15 protein-coding genes are annotated in these 14,456 nt (G+C 70.1%); 11 read left to right on the top strand and 4 right to left on the bottom strand.

The genetic code is table 11. The features are described from left to right. Nucleotide 1: 1 nt before the first annotated feature. From G6N56_RS14615 to G6N56_RS14600, 4 genes are read left to right on the top strand one after another with little or no spacing between them, the layout of a single operon-like run. Nucleotides 2-952 (top strand): respiratory chain complex I subunit 1 family protein, encoded by a 951-nt coding sequence (locus G6N56_RS14615; RefSeq protein ID WP_085255408.1) that lies wholly within the window; start codon nucleotides 2-4, stop codon nucleotides 950-952. Further along, nucleotides 949-1,611 (top strand): hypothetical protein, encoded by a 663-nt coding sequence (locus tag G6N56_RS14610; RefSeq protein WP_085255297.1) that lies wholly within the window; start codon nucleotides 949-951, stop codon nucleotides 1,609-1,611. The genes G6N56_RS14615 and G6N56_RS14610 overlap by 4 nt, the downstream gene beginning before the upstream one ends. After that, nucleotides 1,611-3,077, top strand: coding sequence for a proton-conducting transporter transmembrane domain-containing protein (locus G6N56_RS14605; RefSeq protein WP_085255298.1), 1,467 nt, complete (start codon nucleotides 1,611-1,613; stop codon nucleotides 3,075-3,077). Before G6N56_RS14610 ends, G6N56_RS14605 begins: the two co-directional genes overlap by 1 nt. Then, on the top strand, nucleotides 3,074-4,552 hold the full coding sequence (locus G6N56_RS14600; protein ID WP_085255299.1) for a hydrogenase large subunit: 1,479 nt from the start codon (nucleotides 3,074-3,076) through the stop codon (nucleotides 4,550-4,552). The genes G6N56_RS14605 and G6N56_RS14600 overlap by 4 nt, the downstream gene beginning before the upstream one ends. Before the next feature lie 12 nt (nucleotides 4,553-4,564). On the opposite strand, the gene G6N56_RS14595 is transcribed toward G6N56_RS14600, so the two are convergent. Beyond that, nucleotides 4,565-5,476 (bottom strand): HhH-GPD family protein, encoded by a 912-nt coding sequence (locus G6N56_RS14595; protein ID WP_085255300.1) that lies wholly within the window; start codon nucleotides 5,474-5,476, stop codon nucleotides 4,565-4,567. On the opposite strand from G6N56_RS14595, the gene G6N56_RS14590 reads away from it, so the two are divergent. Continuing rightward, nucleotides 5,475-6,092, top strand: coding sequence for a carbonic anhydrase (locus G6N56_RS14590; protein ID WP_085255301.1), 618 nt, complete (start codon nucleotides 5,475-5,477; stop codon nucleotides 6,090-6,092). The genes G6N56_RS14595 and G6N56_RS14590 overlap by 2 nt on opposite strands. 105 nt (nucleotides 6,093-6,197) lie before the next feature. After that, nucleotides 6,198-7,004: a hypothetical protein gene (locus G6N56_RS14585; RefSeq protein WP_142280548.1), complete on the top strand. Its 807-nt coding sequence runs from the start codon at nucleotides 6,198-6,200 to the stop codon at nucleotides 7,002-7,004. A 6-nt stretch (nucleotides 7,005-7,010) separates the two neighbouring features. On the opposite strand, the gene disA is transcribed toward G6N56_RS14585, so the two are convergent. Genes disA through G6N56_RS14570 form a run of 3 tightly spaced genes read right to left on the bottom strand, consistent with a single transcriptional unit; the run spans nucleotide 7,011 to nucleotide 10,078 of the window. Continuing rightward, the gene (gene disA / locus G6N56_RS14580) at nucleotides 7,011-8,084 is read right to left on the bottom strand and encodes a DNA integrity scanning diadenylate cyclase DisA (protein ID WP_085255303.1); all 1,074 of its coding nucleotides are present in this window, start codon (nucleotides 8,082-8,084) and stop codon (nucleotides 7,011-7,013) included. After that, the gene (radA, locus tag G6N56_RS14575; protein ID WP_085255304.1) at nucleotides 8,081-9,508 is read right to left on the bottom strand and encodes a DNA repair protein RadA; all 1,428 of its coding nucleotides are present in this window, start codon (nucleotides 9,506-9,508) and stop codon (nucleotides 8,081-8,083) included. The genes disA and radA overlap by 4 nt, the downstream gene beginning before the upstream one ends. A 48-nt stretch (nucleotides 9,509-9,556) precedes the next feature. Further along, nucleotides 9,557-10,078 carry a copper chaperone PCu(A)C domain-containing protein gene (locus tag G6N56_RS14570; RefSeq protein ID WP_085255305.1) on the bottom strand — a complete coding sequence of 174 codons (522 nt, stop codon included), beginning with the start codon at nucleotides 10,076-10,078 and terminating at the stop codon, nucleotides 9,557-9,559. A gap of 325 nt (nucleotides 10,079-10,403) precedes the next feature. Between G6N56_RS14570 and carD the strand changes: the two genes are divergently transcribed. From carD to rlmB, 5 genes are read left to right on the top strand one after another with little or no spacing between them, the layout of a single operon-like run. After that, nucleotides 10,404-10,892, top strand: coding sequence for an RNA polymerase-binding transcription factor CarD (gene carD / locus G6N56_RS14565; protein ID WP_007166539.1), 489 nt, complete (start codon nucleotides 10,404-10,406; stop codon nucleotides 10,890-10,892). Between the two features lie 16 nt (nucleotides 10,893-10,908). After that, a complete protein-coding gene (gene ispD / locus G6N56_RS14560) occupies nucleotides 10,909-11,595 on the top strand; it encodes a 2-C-methyl-D-erythritol 4-phosphate cytidylyltransferase (protein ID WP_085255306.1) in 687 nt (228 codons plus the stop codon). Continuing rightward, nucleotides 11,592-12,068, top strand: coding sequence for a 2-C-methyl-D-erythritol 2,4-cyclodiphosphate synthase (ispF, locus tag G6N56_RS14555; RefSeq protein WP_085255307.1), 477 nt, complete (start codon nucleotides 11,592-11,594; stop codon nucleotides 12,066-12,068). Before ispD ends, ispF begins: the two co-directional genes overlap by 4 nt. Nucleotides 12,069-12,117: 49 nt before the next feature. Further along, nucleotides 12,118-13,524 (top strand): cysteine--tRNA ligase, encoded by a 1,407-nt coding sequence (gene cysS / locus G6N56_RS14550; RefSeq protein WP_085255308.1) that lies wholly within the window; start codon nucleotides 12,118-12,120, stop codon nucleotides 13,522-13,524. Beyond that, nucleotides 13,525-14,454 carry a 23S rRNA (guanosine(2251)-2'-O)-methyltransferase RlmB gene (rlmB, locus tag G6N56_RS14545; RefSeq protein WP_085255309.1) on the top strand — a complete coding sequence of 310 codons (930 nt, stop codon included), beginning with the start codon at nucleotides 13,525-13,527 and terminating at the stop codon, nucleotides 14,452-14,454. It abuts the gene before it with no gap. Nucleotides 14,455-14,456 lie beyond the last annotated feature (2 nt).

Raw genomic sequence — 14,456 nt, 5'->3', positions numbered from 1 at the left:
GCTGTCCTACGTCGCGGGCGCGGCGCAGATCGGCGCGGTGGCCGCCGGGGCGCCGCTGGTGGTGGGCCTGACCCGGCAGGTGCACGCGCGATGGGAGGGCCGCGCCGGTTCCGGCGTATTGCAGCCGTGGCGCGACTTGCTCAAACAGCTTGGCAAACAACGGATCACGCCGGAAGGGACGACGGTGGTGTTCGCGGCCGCGCCCGCTGTCGTCGCCGGGTCGACCCTGCTGATCGCCGCGATCGCGCCGCTCGTCGCCACCGGCTCCCCGCTGGATTCCGGCGCCGACCTGTTCGCCGTTGTCGGGCTGCTTTTCCTTGGCACGGTCGCGCTGACCCTGGCCGGCATCGACACCGGCACCTCGTTCGGCGGCATGGGTGCCAGCCGCGAGATCACGATCGCCGCGCTGGTCGAGCCGACAATCCTGCTCGCGGTGTTCGCGCTGTCCATTCCGGCGGGGTCGGCCAATCTCGGTGCCTTGGTCGCCCATACGATCACCCATCCCGGCCAGGTGGTGTCGCTGGTCGCCGTGCTGGCGTTCGCCGCCCTGGTGATCGTGATCGTCGCCGAAACCGGGCGGCTGCCGGTGGACAATCCGGCCACCCACCTCGAACTGACGATGATCCACGAGGCGATGGTCCTCGAGTACTCCGGCCCGCGGCTGGCGCTGGTCGAGTGGGCGGCGGGCATGCGATTGACCGTTCTGCTCGCGCTGCTGGCAAACCTGTTCGCGCCGTGGGGAATCGCCGGTGGCGACCCCGGTGTCGTCGACATCGCCGTCGGTGTCGGTGCCCTGGCCGCCAAGGTGGCCGGGCTGGCGGCCCTGTTGGCGACCGTCGAGGTGTTCGTCGCCAAGCTGCGCCTGTTCCGGGTTCCCGAGCTGTTGGCGGGTTCGTTTCTCCTGGCGTTGCTCGCCGTCATCGCCGCCAACTTCTTCACGGTGCCGGCATGACGCGTGACACCTTCGCCGTACTGGTCGACCTCGCTGCCGGCGGCCTGATCCTGGCCGCGGTGCTGGTCGTATGGCGTCGGGACCTGCGCGCCATCAACCGTCTGCTCGCAGGCCAGGGCGTGGCGCTTGCGGCCATCCCGGTCCTGCGGGGGGCGTACGACGGTGATCGCGCCCTCGTCGCGGTCGGGGTTGCCGTGCTGGTGCTGCGGGCCGCGATCCTCCCTCGACTGCTGGGCCGCGCGTTGAGATCCGGGCCGCAAGCCCACCGCGAGGCCACCCCGTTGGTTAACACGGCGACGTCACTGCTTATCACCGGTGTGCTGACGCTCGCCGCGTTCGCCGCGGCCCGCCCGGTGGTGAATCTCCAGCCGGCGGCCTCGACCAACGCCGTTCCGGCCGCCTTCGCGGTGGTGCTCATCGCGCTGCTGGTCATGGTGACGCGGCGCCACGCCCTGTCACAAGCCGCGGGATTCCTTATGCTGGACAACGGGATTGCGGCCACCGCGTTCCTGTTGACCGCCGGTGTGCCGCTGGTCGTGGAGCTGGGAGCCTCACTGGACGTGCTGTTCGCGGTCATCGTGATCGGCGTCCTGACCGGTCGGCTGTCGCGCACCTTCGGCGGTGCGGACCTCGACGCCCTACAGGAGTTGCGCGACTGATGACCGGTCTACTGTTCGCCGCCATTCTCGCGCCGATCGGCGCGTCGATTGCTGTGCTGATCGTCGGGTGGCGCCGGTCCACCGCGACGCTGATTGTTCTCTCGGCGCTGACGGTGCTCGGTTGCGGCGCCGCGCTGGGTCTTCGTGCGGGCTCGCGGCCGCAGTTCGCGTTGGGTGGGCTGCTGCGGGTCGACGCGCTCACGGTCACCATGCTGTTGGTGATCGGAGTCGTTGCCACGCTTGCCACCTGGGCCAGCATCGGCTACCTCGAGACCGAACTCGCGGACGGCCATACCGATACGGGCGGGGCGCGGGTGTACGGAGCCCTGACGGCCGGCTTCCTGGCCGCGATGGTCGTAGCGGTGTGCGCCAACAACATCGGCGTCATCTGGGTCGCGATCGAGGCGACGACGGTGATCACCGCGTTCCTGGTCGGACACCGGCGTACCCGTGGGGCGGTCGAAGCCACCTGGAAGTACGTCGTGATCTGTTCGGTGGGCATCGCGATCGCGTTCCTGGGCACCGTCCTGCTGTACTACGCCGCCGAGCATGCCGGCGCGCCGGCGGGCGCGGCTCTGAACCTGGACGTTCTCGCGGCACGCGCGCGCGGCCTCGATCCCGGCACGGCGCGACTTGCGGGCGGCCTGCTGCTGATCGGCTACGGCGCCAAGGCCGGGCTCTTTCCGTTCCACACCTGGTTGGCCGACGCCCACAGCCAGGCCCCGGCTCCGGTTTCGGCGTTGATGAGCGGGGTGCTGCTGGCGGTCGCGTTTTCGGAGTTGATCCGCATCAAACCGATCGTCGACGCGGCCACCGGCCCCACCTTCCTGCGGTCGGGGCTGTTGGTGGTGGGGCTGGCGACCCTGGTCATCGCGGCCCTGATGCTCACCGTGGCAACGGACATCAAGCGCATGCTCGCCTACTCCTCGATGGAGAACATGGGGCTCATCGCGATCGCCGCGGCCGCCGGCACAGCCCCGGCGATCGCCGCGCTGCTGTTACATGTGTTCGCTCACGGGCTCGGCAAGACGATCCTGTTCGTGACGAGCGGCCAACTCCAATCCGCGCAACACTCCACCGCAATCGCCGACATCACCGCCGTGCTGAGGCGTTCCCGCGTGCTCGGCCTTTCGCTCGCGGTCGGGGTGATAGCCCTGCTGGGCATGCCCCCGTTCGCGTTGTTCGCCAGTGAGCTGGCCATCGTGCGCTCGCTGGCCGATGCCAGGCTCAGCTGGGCCTTGGCGGCGGGCGCGGCTCTGATCGCGATCGCGTTTGCCGCCTTGGCGCGCAACTCAGGCCGCATGCTGTTGGGCGGCCCGGCCACCGCACCCGCGATCGTGGTGCCGCGCACCGTGGCAGCGGCCTTGTTGGCCGGTGTTGCGGCATCGATCGTCCTCGGCATCACCGCCGGCCCGCTGACGGGCCTGTTCACCGCCGCCGCGGGCGCCCTCGGGGTATCACCATGAGCTGGGACTGGACGCATCACCGGGTATCACAGGACAGGCTGGCCGAGACCGCGGAAGAGCTGCAGGGCAAGGGATTTCGTCTGGCCTTGGTTGCCGCGCACGACGACGGCGGCGCCTTCCGCATCGTCTACCTGTTCCTCGCCGGCCGGCCCGATCGGCGAGTGGAGCTCGAATGCGTCGTGCCCGGCAACGACCCGGCGCTGCGGTCGCTCGCGTATTTGTCGTTTCCGGCCAGCAGGTTCGAACGCGAAATGGCGGACCTTTACGGGATCCGGGCGATCGGACATCCCAAGATGCGCCGATTGGTCCGGCACGCGCACTGGCCCGAAGAGTGGTACCCGATGCGCGAGAAAGCCGTTCCGGCAACTGGATTCGATGTGCCTGGTCGGTTCCCCTTCGTGCCCGTGGAGGGCCCCGGGGTGTACGAGATCCCAGTTGGGCCGGTGCACGCCGGCCTGATCGAGCCCGGCCATTTTCGGTTCTCCGTGGCCGGCGAAACGGTGCTGCGCCTCAAGGCCAGGCTGTGGTTCGTGCATCGGGGCCTGGAAAGGCTCTTCCATGGCCGACCGGCGGGCGGCGCGCTGGATCTGGCCGAGCGCGTCAGCGGTGACACCTCCGTGGCGCACGCGCTCGCCCACAGCCTCGCGATCGAAGACGCGCTGGGCGTCCGGCTGCCCGATCCCGTGCACCGGCTGCGGGCGTTGCTCGTCGAACTCGAACGGCTGTATAACCACGCGACCGATTTGGGCGCGCTTGCCAATGATGTCGGGTACGCGCTGGCGAACTCGCACGCTCAGCGCATCCGCGAGCAACTCCTTCGGCTCAACGCGGCGGTCACCGGGCACCGGTTGCTGCGGGGCGCCGTCCGGCCGGGTGGTGTCACGGTGCGTGCGCTGCCCGACGCCGCTGTGTTGCGGTCCATTGCGGCCGACGTCGCCGAGGTCGCGGAACTGACGCTGCGCAACACCGTGGTACTCGACCGGTTCGCCGGCACCGCCGTCCTGCGTGCCGACGACGCCCACGCCCTGGGGTGCCTCGGCTATGTCGCACGCGCCAGCGGCCTGCGCACCGACGCCCGGCTCGACCATCCGACCACCGCGTTGCCCGTCACCGAGATCGGTGGTGCGACGGGCGATGTGCTGGCCCGCTACACCGTCCGTCGAGACGAATACGCGGCATCCACCGAGTTGGCCTGCGATCTCGTCCAATCACACTCGGGACCCTTGGATTACGTCGCACCATTACCGTCAGTGCCGGCGGCGCGCAGCGGGATCGGCATCGTGGAGGGCTGGCGCGGCACCATCGTCCACCGCGTGGAGCTCGATGCCGCCGGCCGGATCACTCGCGCCAAGATCGTCGACCCGTCCTGGTTCAACTGGCCCGCGCTCGCCGTCGCGATGGCCGACACCATCGTCCCGGACTTCCCGCTGGCCAACAAGAGCTTCAACCAGTCCTACGCGGGCAACGACCTCTGACGAGCGCCGCGGCTACCCTTCGCCGGCGAGTGCGAAGCGGCCGTCGACCGTCTGGGTCACCAGGCCGTCGGCAAGCAACGAATACAGGGCACGGTCTCGCTGCGCCGTGTCGGTGAGCCACGCCACATCCAGTTCGGCGCGGGTCACCGGAGCGTCCTTGGCGCGCAATACATCCAGCAGACGACCTCGGACTTGCCGGTCCGTTCCGGCGTATGTCTGGGCCCGCCGCGCCGGACCGTGCGCCGGGGGGAAACCCGCCTCCCGCCACGCGCATTCGCCCAGCGGGCACAGCCCGCAACGGGGCGCCCGTGCCGTGCACACCGTTGCGCCCAACTCCATCAAGGCCACCGAGAACCGCGGCGCCGTTTCGTCGGCGGGGAGCAGCGCCAGGATGTCGACATGGTCGCGCGCCGCGGACGGCGGACCGGCGTCGGCCCGGCCATGCACGGCGCGGGCGACCACCCGGCGAACATTGGTGTCCACCACCGGCACTCGCCGCCGATAGGCGAAGCAGGCCACTGCCCGCGCGGTGTAGCTGCCAACGCCGGGCAGGGTGAGTAGCACGTCGACGTCGTCGGGGACGACATCGTCGTGCTCGCGCGCGATCACGGTGGCGCACTCGTGCAGGCGTTTCGCCCGCCGCGGATACCCGAGCTTGCCCCAGGCGCGCAACACGTCGGCGGCGCTGGCCGCGGCGGTGGCCGAAGGGGTGGGCCAGCGTCGCACCCAGTCCGGCCAGATCGGCAGTACCCGCGATACCGGCGTCTGTTGCAACATGAACTCGCTGACCAGGATTTGCCACGCGCTGACGCCGGGTGATCGCCAGGGCAGGTCGCGCCCCGATCGGTCGTACCAGCCGAGTAACTCCTCGACTGAAACATTTGGTCGTCCGTTCACCGCGGGGTGCGGCATGATGTCAGCCATGCCTAACACCAGTCCGGTAACCGCGTGGAAAGCACTCAAAGAGGGTAACGAGCGATTTGTCGCCGGGAAGCCGCAGCACCCCAGCCAGAGTGTCGCGTATCGGGCCAGCCTGGCCGCGGGGCAGAAACCCACCGCGGTCGTGTTCGGCTGCGCCGACAGCCGGGTGGCTGCCGAGCTGATCTTCGACCAGGGGCTCGGGGACATGTTCGTGGTGCGCACCGCCGGACAGGTGATCGACTCCGCGGTGCTGGGCTCCATCGAATTCGCGGTGACGGTTCTCGACGTGCCGCTCATCGTCGTCTTGGGCCACGACAGCTGCGGAGCCGTCAAGGCGGCTTTGGCGGCCATCGAGGACGGCGCCATTCCCGGCGGCTTCGTCCGGGACGTCGTGGAGCGGGTGGCGCCCTCGATTCTCATCGGCCGCCGCGACGGACTCAGCCGAGTCGACGAGTTCGAGGAGCGTCACGTGCGTGAGACCGTGGCGCAGCTGACGTCGCGCTCGACAGCAATCGCGGAGCGGCTGGCCGCCGGCAACCTGGCGTTGGCCGGTGTCACGTATCACCTCGCCGATGGCAAGGCGGCCCTGGTCGAGCACGTGGGCGACATCGGCGAGTAGCGGGCCGCAGCGGGACGGCCACTAACACGGCGGTCGGCCAGCAAACTCCGCGACACGCCGGGGAGGGTCGGACGAATCCGCGTGACCTGCCCCTACGCTGCAAATGTGCTGGATCTGGAACCGCGGGGCCCGCTACCTACCGAGATCTACTGGCGGCGCAGGGGCCTGGCCCTGGGTATCGCGGTGGTCGTCGTCGGGATCGTGGTCGCCGTCGTCGTCGCCTTCTTGAGTCACAACGCGGGGACCAAACCCGCGAGTGTCGACAAACCCAATACCGCCCAGGGCAAGGCCGGTCCACCCGCGCCCCAGGCGCCCCAGGGGCCTCAGGGGCCGGGACAGGAGGGCGTCACGCCGGTACCGCCGCCGCAGGGGCAGAACCCGGAGTCGGTGACCCCCACCGCCGCGGTGCAGCCCCCGCCGGTGCTCAAGGAGGGCGACGACTGCCCCGACTCCACGCTGGCCGTCAAGGGCCTGACTAACGCGCCGCAGTACTTCATCGGTGACCAGCCGAAGTTCACCATGGTCGTCACGAACATCGGGTTGGTGTCATGCAAGCGCGACGTCGGCGCCGCCGTGCTCGCGGCATACGTGTACTCCCTGGACAACAAGCGGCTGTGGTCGAACCTGGACTGCGCGCCGTCGAACGAGACGCTGGTCAAAACCTTCACGCCCGGCGAGCAGGTGACCACTGCGGTGACCTGGACAGGCATGGGTTCGGCGCCGCACTGCCCGCTCCCACGGCCGGCGATCGGGCCGGGCACCTACAACCTGGTGGTGCAGCTGGGCAACCTGCGCTCGCTTCCGGTGCCGTTCATCCTCAACCAGCCGCCACCGCCGCCCGGTCCGGCTCCCGGGCCAGGTCAGCCGGCGATGGCGCCGCCGCCCGAAGCGCCGGGTTCTCCCGCGGGCTAACCCGCTTCAGCCGACGGAATCGGCGATCGTCGACTCCGCCAGCTGCGACAGCCCCTCCCGCACGTGGCGGGCCCACATCGCGCCGATGCCGTCCACCGACTGCAGGTCGCTCGCGCTGGCGGCCAGCACCCCCTGCAGGGTGCCGAAGGTCCGCACCAGCAGATCCACGTGGGCGAACTGCAGTCGCGGGATCCCGGCCATTGCGCGGTAGCCCCGCGGGCTCAGCGCCGAGTCCTGCGCCTCCGTCGTCGTGGGGTAGCCGAAAACCTTTGCCAGCGAGGTGAAGTCGAGCAGCTCGGTGTCGGACAACGCGTCCAGCTCGTCCAAGGTGGCGGTCAGCTGCGCCTCGGACAACGGCTCCGGGCTGGCGTGGTAGTCCCGCACGATCAGCTCGCGGGCGATGTCATTGCCGCCCAGCAACTCCTCGAGCTGGAGCCGCAGCTGACGGCCGTCAGTGCCCAGCTCGACCACGTCGTTGTCGATGACCAGTCCGATCCGCCGAACCAGCTCGAGCCGCTGCACCACCGTCATCACGTCCCGCAGCGTGACGAAATCCTCGATCTCGGCCCGCGACAACTGCCTGCTGACCTCATCGAGCCTCATCTTGTACCGCTCCAGGGTCGCGATCGCCTGGTTGGCCCGCGACAGGATGGTCGCGGAATCGGCTACCACGTGCCGCTCGCCGCCGACGTAGACGGTGACGGTATTCATCGAGTGGCTGACCGAGATCACCGGGTAACCCGTCTGGATAGCCGCCCGTTCCGCCGAGCGGTGGCGCGTCCCCGATTCGTCCGTGGGGATCGACGGATCTGGGACCAGCTGCACGTTGGCCCGCACGATGCGGCTGCCGTCGGTGGAGAGTACGACGGCGCCGTCCATCTTCGCCAGCTCGCGTAGCCGGGTCGGGGCGTAGCGGACGTCCAGCGTGAAGCCGCCGTCGCAGATGGCCTCGACGTTCTCGTCGTTGCCGAGCACGATCAGGGCGCCGGTACGACCGCGGAGTATGCGCTCGAGGCCGTCACGCAGCCCGGTGCCCGGTGCCAGGCGGGCGACGGTCTCACGCAGCGTCGGACGGGTCACAGGGTGTCATTCTGCGGCCCTGGCGCGCCGTGCGTCCAGCCGTTGCGGCGGTCGGCGATGTCTCGCACGTGCTGGAGCGCCGCGGCGATGGTCGGCGCCCGCAGCGCGCGCATCCCGTTCGGGACGATCTCGCGCCTGGGGTCGTCCCCGTCGGGGATGAGCGCGACGGTGAACCCCTGCCGGGCCGCCTCGCTCAACCGGCGCTCCATGCCGCTGACCCGGCGCAGGTCGCCCGCGAGTCCGACCTCGCCGATCATCACAGCCGTGGTGGGCAGCGGCAGGTTGGCGTAGGCCGAGGCCAACGCGACCGCGACGGCGAGGTCCGAGGACGGGTCGGTGAGCCGCATCCCGCCCACGGTGGACAGGTAGATGTCGTTGACGGCGAGGTTCAGCCGGCCGTGCTTTTCCAGCACCGCGGTGATCATCGCGGCGCGCGCGTGGTCGATGCCGCTGACGGCGCGGCGCGGTGACCCGCCCGCCGGCGTGGCGAGCAGCGCCTGCACCTCGCCGATCAGCGGTCGCTTCCCGTCCAGCGTCACCGTGATCGCGGTGCCCGCGACGGGTGCGGGGCGCTGATCGAGGAAGAGGTTCGACGGGTCGCTGACGTCCTCGATCCCGTTGTCGTGCATGACGAAACAACCGACCTCATCGGCGGCGCCGAAGCGGTTCTTGAGCCCGCGGACCATTCGCACGGAGCCGTTGCGGTCGCCCTCGAAGTGCAGCACCACGTCGACGAGATGTTCCAGCGAGCGGGGCCCTGCGATCGCCCCGTCCTTGGTGACGTGGCCGACGAGGATCAGCGCGACGCCCTTGGCCTTCGCCGCGGCGGTCAGCGCGGCGGTGACCGCGCGCACCTGCGTCACGCCGCCGGCGACACCGTCGGCCTCGGTGGTGGACATGGTCTGCACCGAGTCCACGATGACCAGCGCGGGCCCGACCGTCTCGATGTGGTTGAGCACCGTGTGCACGTCCGACTCGGCCGCCAGGTACACCTCGTCACCGCCGCAGCCGATCCGGTCCGCGCGCAACCGGATCTGGCCCGTGGATTCCTCGCCGGAGATGTACAGCGCGCGCCGGCCGCGCTGCGCCCACCGGTGCGCGACCTTGAGCAGTAGCGTCGACTTGCCCACGCCCGGGTCGCCGGCCAGCAGGGTGACCGAGCCGGGCACGACGCCCCCGCCCAGCACCCGGTCGAGCTCTCCTATGCCCGTCGACCTGTGCCGGCTGGCATCGGGCTCGATGGAGCTGATGGGAACGGCCCGCGCGGCCGAAGCCGGGTTCGATCGCCGCCCGGCACCCACGGCGCTGAGCACCGCCACCTCGTCGACGCTGCCCCAGGTGCCGCATTCCAGGCAGCGGCCCACCCACTTGGCCGTGACGTGCCGACACTCCGAGCAGCGATATTGCGACCGTGCAGTTGCCACGTCATGACGGTATCGGGCCGGTGTGACAAGCCCGGCGTGACAGGCCGGTCAGATCGGCTGCGGCTGCGGCGACGGGCCGGCCGAGATCGGCACCTGCACGCTCGCCTGCCCGGCCTTTTCGAAGTTGAAGGTGAAGTTATAGGTGAGGCCGTTGCTGATCGGCTTGCTGAGGTTGACGGTCGCCCGCACCGCGTTGTTGGAGTCGGTGGGGCCCGGCGCCACCCGCTGGCCCTCCGGGGTGCCGATGAACAGCATCCCGGCCGGCGCCAGCCGGGCGTCGCCGCTGAGCGTCACGGTGCCGATGTCGCTGGTGATGCCGACCAGCCTGTCCGGCTGATCGGGGGACTGGTTGACGGCGACCGCGATCAGCTCGACGCTACGGCCGGGCTGGAGGAAGTCGCTGGTCTGCACCGCCTGGATCCGGATGTCGCGGAGCGCCACGTTGTTGAAGGTGACCTTGTTGCCGTTGATCGCCGGCTCCTGGACGGCCATCTGGGAGACCTGGCCGGCCCCGCAACCGCTGAGCAAGGCGGCGACCAACGCGACCAGGCCGATCTTGAAGCGGTTCACTCGGGTGCCTCCTGGGCCTCGCGCCGTCACGGGACAGCGGATCAACGCGGATCACATACGCAACTATGCAGAGTAGTAGGAACCTTTCAGCGGCGGTAGCGCAGGGCGGCAGACCAGTGCGCCAGGCCGGCGGCGGGCCGGTGAGGGGCCTCCAGGCGGGACCCCCATGTCCTTAAGGCTGTGGCATTGGTAAGCTGTTGCATTGCATGTCTTGCTCCGTCTGTCAACCCCTAGTTTGCGTGCGTTGTGCCCCTGACCTGCACTGTTGTTCCGCACGCGGCGCGTTGACGTGTTAGAATGAAGTAACGAAAGGGGCTCGAATCACATGATCTTCAAGGTCGGCGACACCGTTGTCTACCCGCATCACGGTGCTGCGCTAGTCGAGGCGATTGAAACCCGGACCATCAAAGGGGAACAAAAAGAGTATCTCGTCTTGAAGGTGGCGCAGGGCGACCTGACCGTTCGAGTACCCGCCGACAACGCCGAATACGTCGGCGTCCGTGACGTCGTGGGCCAGGAAGGCCTCGACAAGGTTTTCCAGGTCTTGCGCGCTCCCCACACGGAGGAGCCGACGAACTGGTCGCGCCGCTACAAGGCCAACCTGGAGAAGCTCGCCTCGGGTGACGTGAACAAGGTCGCCGAGGTCGTCCGCGATCTGTGGCGTCGGGACCAGGAGCGCGGTCTGTCCGCTGGGGAGAAGCGCATGCTGGCCAAGGCCCGGCAGATCCTGGTCGGTGAGCTGGCCCTGGCCGAGAGCACCGACGACGCCAAGGCGGAGACCATCCTGGACGAGGTCCTGGCCGCCGCTTCTTGACATTCCTGACGCTTCGGTGGTCACGGGGACGGGCTCCTCGGGCACGGTCGTCGCAGTAGTCCCGGCCGCCGGGTCGGGTGAGCGACTGGGTGCCGGCATTCCGAAGGCATTCTGCGAGTTAGGCGGTCGCACGCTGCTCGACCTGGCCGTGTCCGGCCTGGTCGAGTCCGGCGTCGTCGACCACATCGCAGTGGCCGTGCCGGCCGACCGCATCGACGAGGCGAAACGGATTGTGGGCGACCAGGCGACCGTAGTCGCCGGCGGCGCCGACCGCACGACGTCGGTCAGCCTGGCGCTGGCCGGCCTTGCCGGCGATCACCGGTTCGTTCTGGTGCACGACGCCGCCCGCGCACTCACGCCGCCTCGGCTGATCGCGCGAGTGGTCGAGGCGCTGCGGGCAGGTCACGCCGCGGTCGTACCGGCGCTGCCGGTTTCCGACACCATCAAGGCCGTGGATGCCAACGGGGTCGTGCTGGGCACGCCGGAGCGGGCCGGACTGCGGGCCGTGCAGACCCCGCAGGGCTTCGCCACCGACCTCCTGTTGCGCGCGTACCAGCGCGCCGACACCGCGACTTTCACCGACGACGCATCGCTCGTCGAACACGTCGGCGGCCAGGTTCAGGTGGTCGACGGCGACCCGCTGGCCTTCAAGATCACCACCCAGCTCGACCTGTTGCTGGCCGAAGCGATCGCGCGCCGATGACCGTGCCGCGCGTCGGGATCGGCACCGACGTCCATCCCATCGAGCCCGGACGGCCATGCTGGCTCGTCGGACTGCTGTTCGAGGGCGCCGACGGCTGCGCCGGCCACTCCGACGGGGATGTGGCGGCGCACGCGCTGTGCGACGCCGTCCTGTCGGCGGCGGGGCTGGGCGACATCGGCGCCGTGTTCGGCGTCGACGACCCGCGCTGGAAGGGCGTCAGCGGCGCCGACATGCTGCGCCACGTCGTCAACCTGATTTCCCGGCACGGTTACCGGGTCGGGAACGCCGCCGTGCAGGTGATCGGCAACCGGCCGAAGGTCGGGCCACGCCGCGCCGAGGCGCAGGACGCGTTGTCGGGATTCCTGGGGGCGCCGGTATCGGTGTCGGCCACCACCACCGACGGGCTGGGGCTGACCGGACGCGGGGAGGGCCTCGCCGCCGTCGCCACGGCCCTGATCATCCCCACCGGCTAAGCGTGCGCAGCGCCCGGCGCCCCGGAACCACCCGGTAAGCTGGCACGTCGTGACCGATCGCGCCCGACTGCGGCTACACGACACCGCCGCCGGTGCGGTGCGCGATTTCGTTCCGCTGCGCGAGGGCCACGTCTCCATTTACCTGTGCGGGGCCACCGTTCAGGGCCTGCCTCACATCGGGCACGTCCGCAGCGGTGTCGCCTTCGACATCCTGCGCCGCTGGCTGATGGCGCGCGGTTGCGACGTCGCCTTCATCCGCAACGTCACCGACATCGACGACAAGATCCTCAACAAGGCCGCCGCGGCGGACCGGCCGTGGTGGGAGTGGGCGGCCACGTACGAGCGCGCGTTCAGCGCCGCCTACGACGCCCTGGACGTCCTGCCGCCCTCGGCCGAGCCGCGCGCCACCGGGCACATCACCCAGATGGTCGAGTTAATGGATCGGCTGATCGAAACCGGTCATGCGTACGCCTCGGGCGGAGACGTCTATTTCGACGTGCTCAGCTACCCGGAGTACGGGCAGCTGTCCGGGCACAAGATCGACGATGTCCATCAGGGCGAGGGCGTGGCCACCTGCAAGCGCGACCAGCGCGACTTCACTCTCTGGAAGGCCGCCAAGCCCGGCGAGCCGTCGTGGCCCACGCCGTGGGGCCGCGGCCGCCCAGGCTGGCACCTGGAATGCTCGGCGATGGCGCGCACCTACCTCGGGCCGGAATTCGACATCCACTGCGGCGGGATGGATCTGGTCTTCCCGCACCACGAGAACGAGATCGCGCAGAGCCGCGCCGCCGGGGACGGCTTCGCACGGTACTGGCTGCACAACGGCTGGGTGACCATGGGCGGCGAGAAGATGAGCAAATCGCTGGGCAACGTGTTGTCCATCCCGGCGATGCTCGAACGGGTGCGGCCGGCCGAGCTGCGCTACTACCTCGGCAGCGCCCACTACCGGTCGATGCTGGAATTCTCCGAGACCGCCCTGCAGGACGCGGTCAAGGCCTATGTCGGCGTGGAGGAGTTCTTGCATCGCGTCCGCGTCCGCGTCGGCGGCGTCCAGCCGGGTGAGTGGACGCCCCGGTTCGCCGAGGCGCTCGATGACGACCTGGCCGTCCCCATCGCGCTGGCCGAGGTGCATCAGACCCGCGCCGAGGGCAACCGGGCGCTCGACGCCGGCGACCACGAGGGCGCCATGGGACACGCCCGCGCCATCCGGGCCATGATGGGCATCCTCGGCTGCGACCCGCTCGACGAACGCTGGGAAACCCGCGACGAGACCTCGGCCGCGCTGGCGGCCGTCGACGTGCTGGTGCGGGCCGAGCTGCAAAGCCGTGAGAAGGCGCGCGAGCAGCGCAACTGGGCGCTGGCCGACGAGATCCGCGATCGGCTCAAGAGCGCGGGCATCGAGGTCACCGACACCGCCGACGGGCCGCAGTGGACGCTGGGCGGTGACGGCAAGTAGATGGCCGGCAATTCGCGACGCCGGGGCGCGGTGCGCAAGGCGGGCACCAAGAAGGGGCAGACCGTCGGGTCCGGCGGCCAGCGCCGGCGCGCGCTGGAGGGGCGGGGCCCGACGCCGCCCGCGCACCTGCGACCCAACCACCCCGCCGCCAGGCGGGCCCAGTCGCAGCCGCGCCGGCCGGCCAGGCGCACCGAGGAGGCCGAGACCGTGCTGGGCCGCAACCCGGTGCTGGAGTGCCTGCGCGCCGGTGTTCCGGCGACGGCGCTGTACGTGGCGCTCGGCACCGAGGCCGACGAGCGGCTCACCGAATCCGTAACCCGCGCGGCCGATTCGGGCATCGCGATCCTCGAGGTGCCGCGGACCGACCTGGACCGGATGACCGCCAACCACATGCACCAGGGCATCGCGTTGCAGGTGCCGCCCTACGAGTACGCCCACCCCGACGACCTGCTCGCGACCGCCCTCGCCGCCCCGCCCGCCTTGCTGGTCGCACTGGACAACATCTCCGATCCCCGCAACCTCGGGGCGATCGTGCGGTCCGTGGCGGCGTTCGGCGGCCACGGTGTGCTGATCCCGCAACGGCGGTCGGCGTCGGTGACGGCCGTCGCGTGGCGCACCAGCGCGGGCGCGGCGGCCCGCATCCCGGTTGCCCGGGCCACGAATCTCACTAGAACGCTCAAGGATTGGGCCGACCGTGGCGTTCGTGTTGTCGGATTGGATGCCGGTGGCGACACCCCGCTGGACGACCTGGACGGCACCGACTCGCTGGTGGTGGTGGTGGGCTCGGAGGGCAAGGGCTTGTCGCGGTTGGTACGGCAGAACTGCGACGAGGTGGTGTCCATCCCGATGGCCGGGCAAACCGAATCCCTGAACGCCTCGGTGGCCGCCGGGGTGGTGCTCGCCGAAATCGCACGCCAGCGCAGGGGTTAACC

The sequence above is a fragment of the Mycobacterium saskatchewanense genome (genome assembly GCF_010729105.1).
Taxonomy (GTDB): Bacteria; Actinomycetota; Actinomycetes; order Mycobacteriales; family Mycobacteriaceae; genus Mycobacterium; species Mycobacterium saskatchewanense.
This window is presented reverse-complemented; position numbering and strand designations above follow the sequence as displayed.

Coding starts and splice junctions, on each gene's coding strand:
- G6N56_RS14610 (WP_085255297.1), top strand. CDS start 949: ATGACGCGTGACACCTTCGCCGTACTGGTCGACCTCGCTGCCGGCGGC.
- G6N56_RS14605 (WP_085255298.1), top strand. CDS start 1,611: ATGACCGGTCTACTGTTCGCCGCCATTCTCGCGCCGATCGGCGCGTCG.
- G6N56_RS14600 (WP_085255299.1), top strand. CDS start 3,074: ATGAGCTGGGACTGGACGCATCACCGGGTATCACAGGACAGGCTGGCC.
- G6N56_RS14590 (WP_085255301.1), top strand. CDS start 5,475: ATGCCTAACACCAGTCCGGTAACCGCGTGGAAAGCACTCAAAGAGGGT.
- G6N56_RS14595 (WP_085255300.1), bottom strand. CDS start 5,476: ATGGCTGACATCATGCCGCACCCCGCGGTGAACGGACGACCAAATGTT.
- carD (WP_007166539.1), top strand. CDS start 10,404: ATGATCTTCAAGGTCGGCGACACCGTTGTCTACCCGCATCACGGTGCT.
- ispF (WP_085255307.1), top strand. CDS start 11,592: ATGACCGTGCCGCGCGTCGGGATCGGCACCGACGTCCATCCCATCGAG.
- rlmB (WP_085255309.1), top strand. CDS start 13,525: ATGGCCGGCAATTCGCGACGCCGGGGCGCGGTGCGCAAGGCGGGCACC.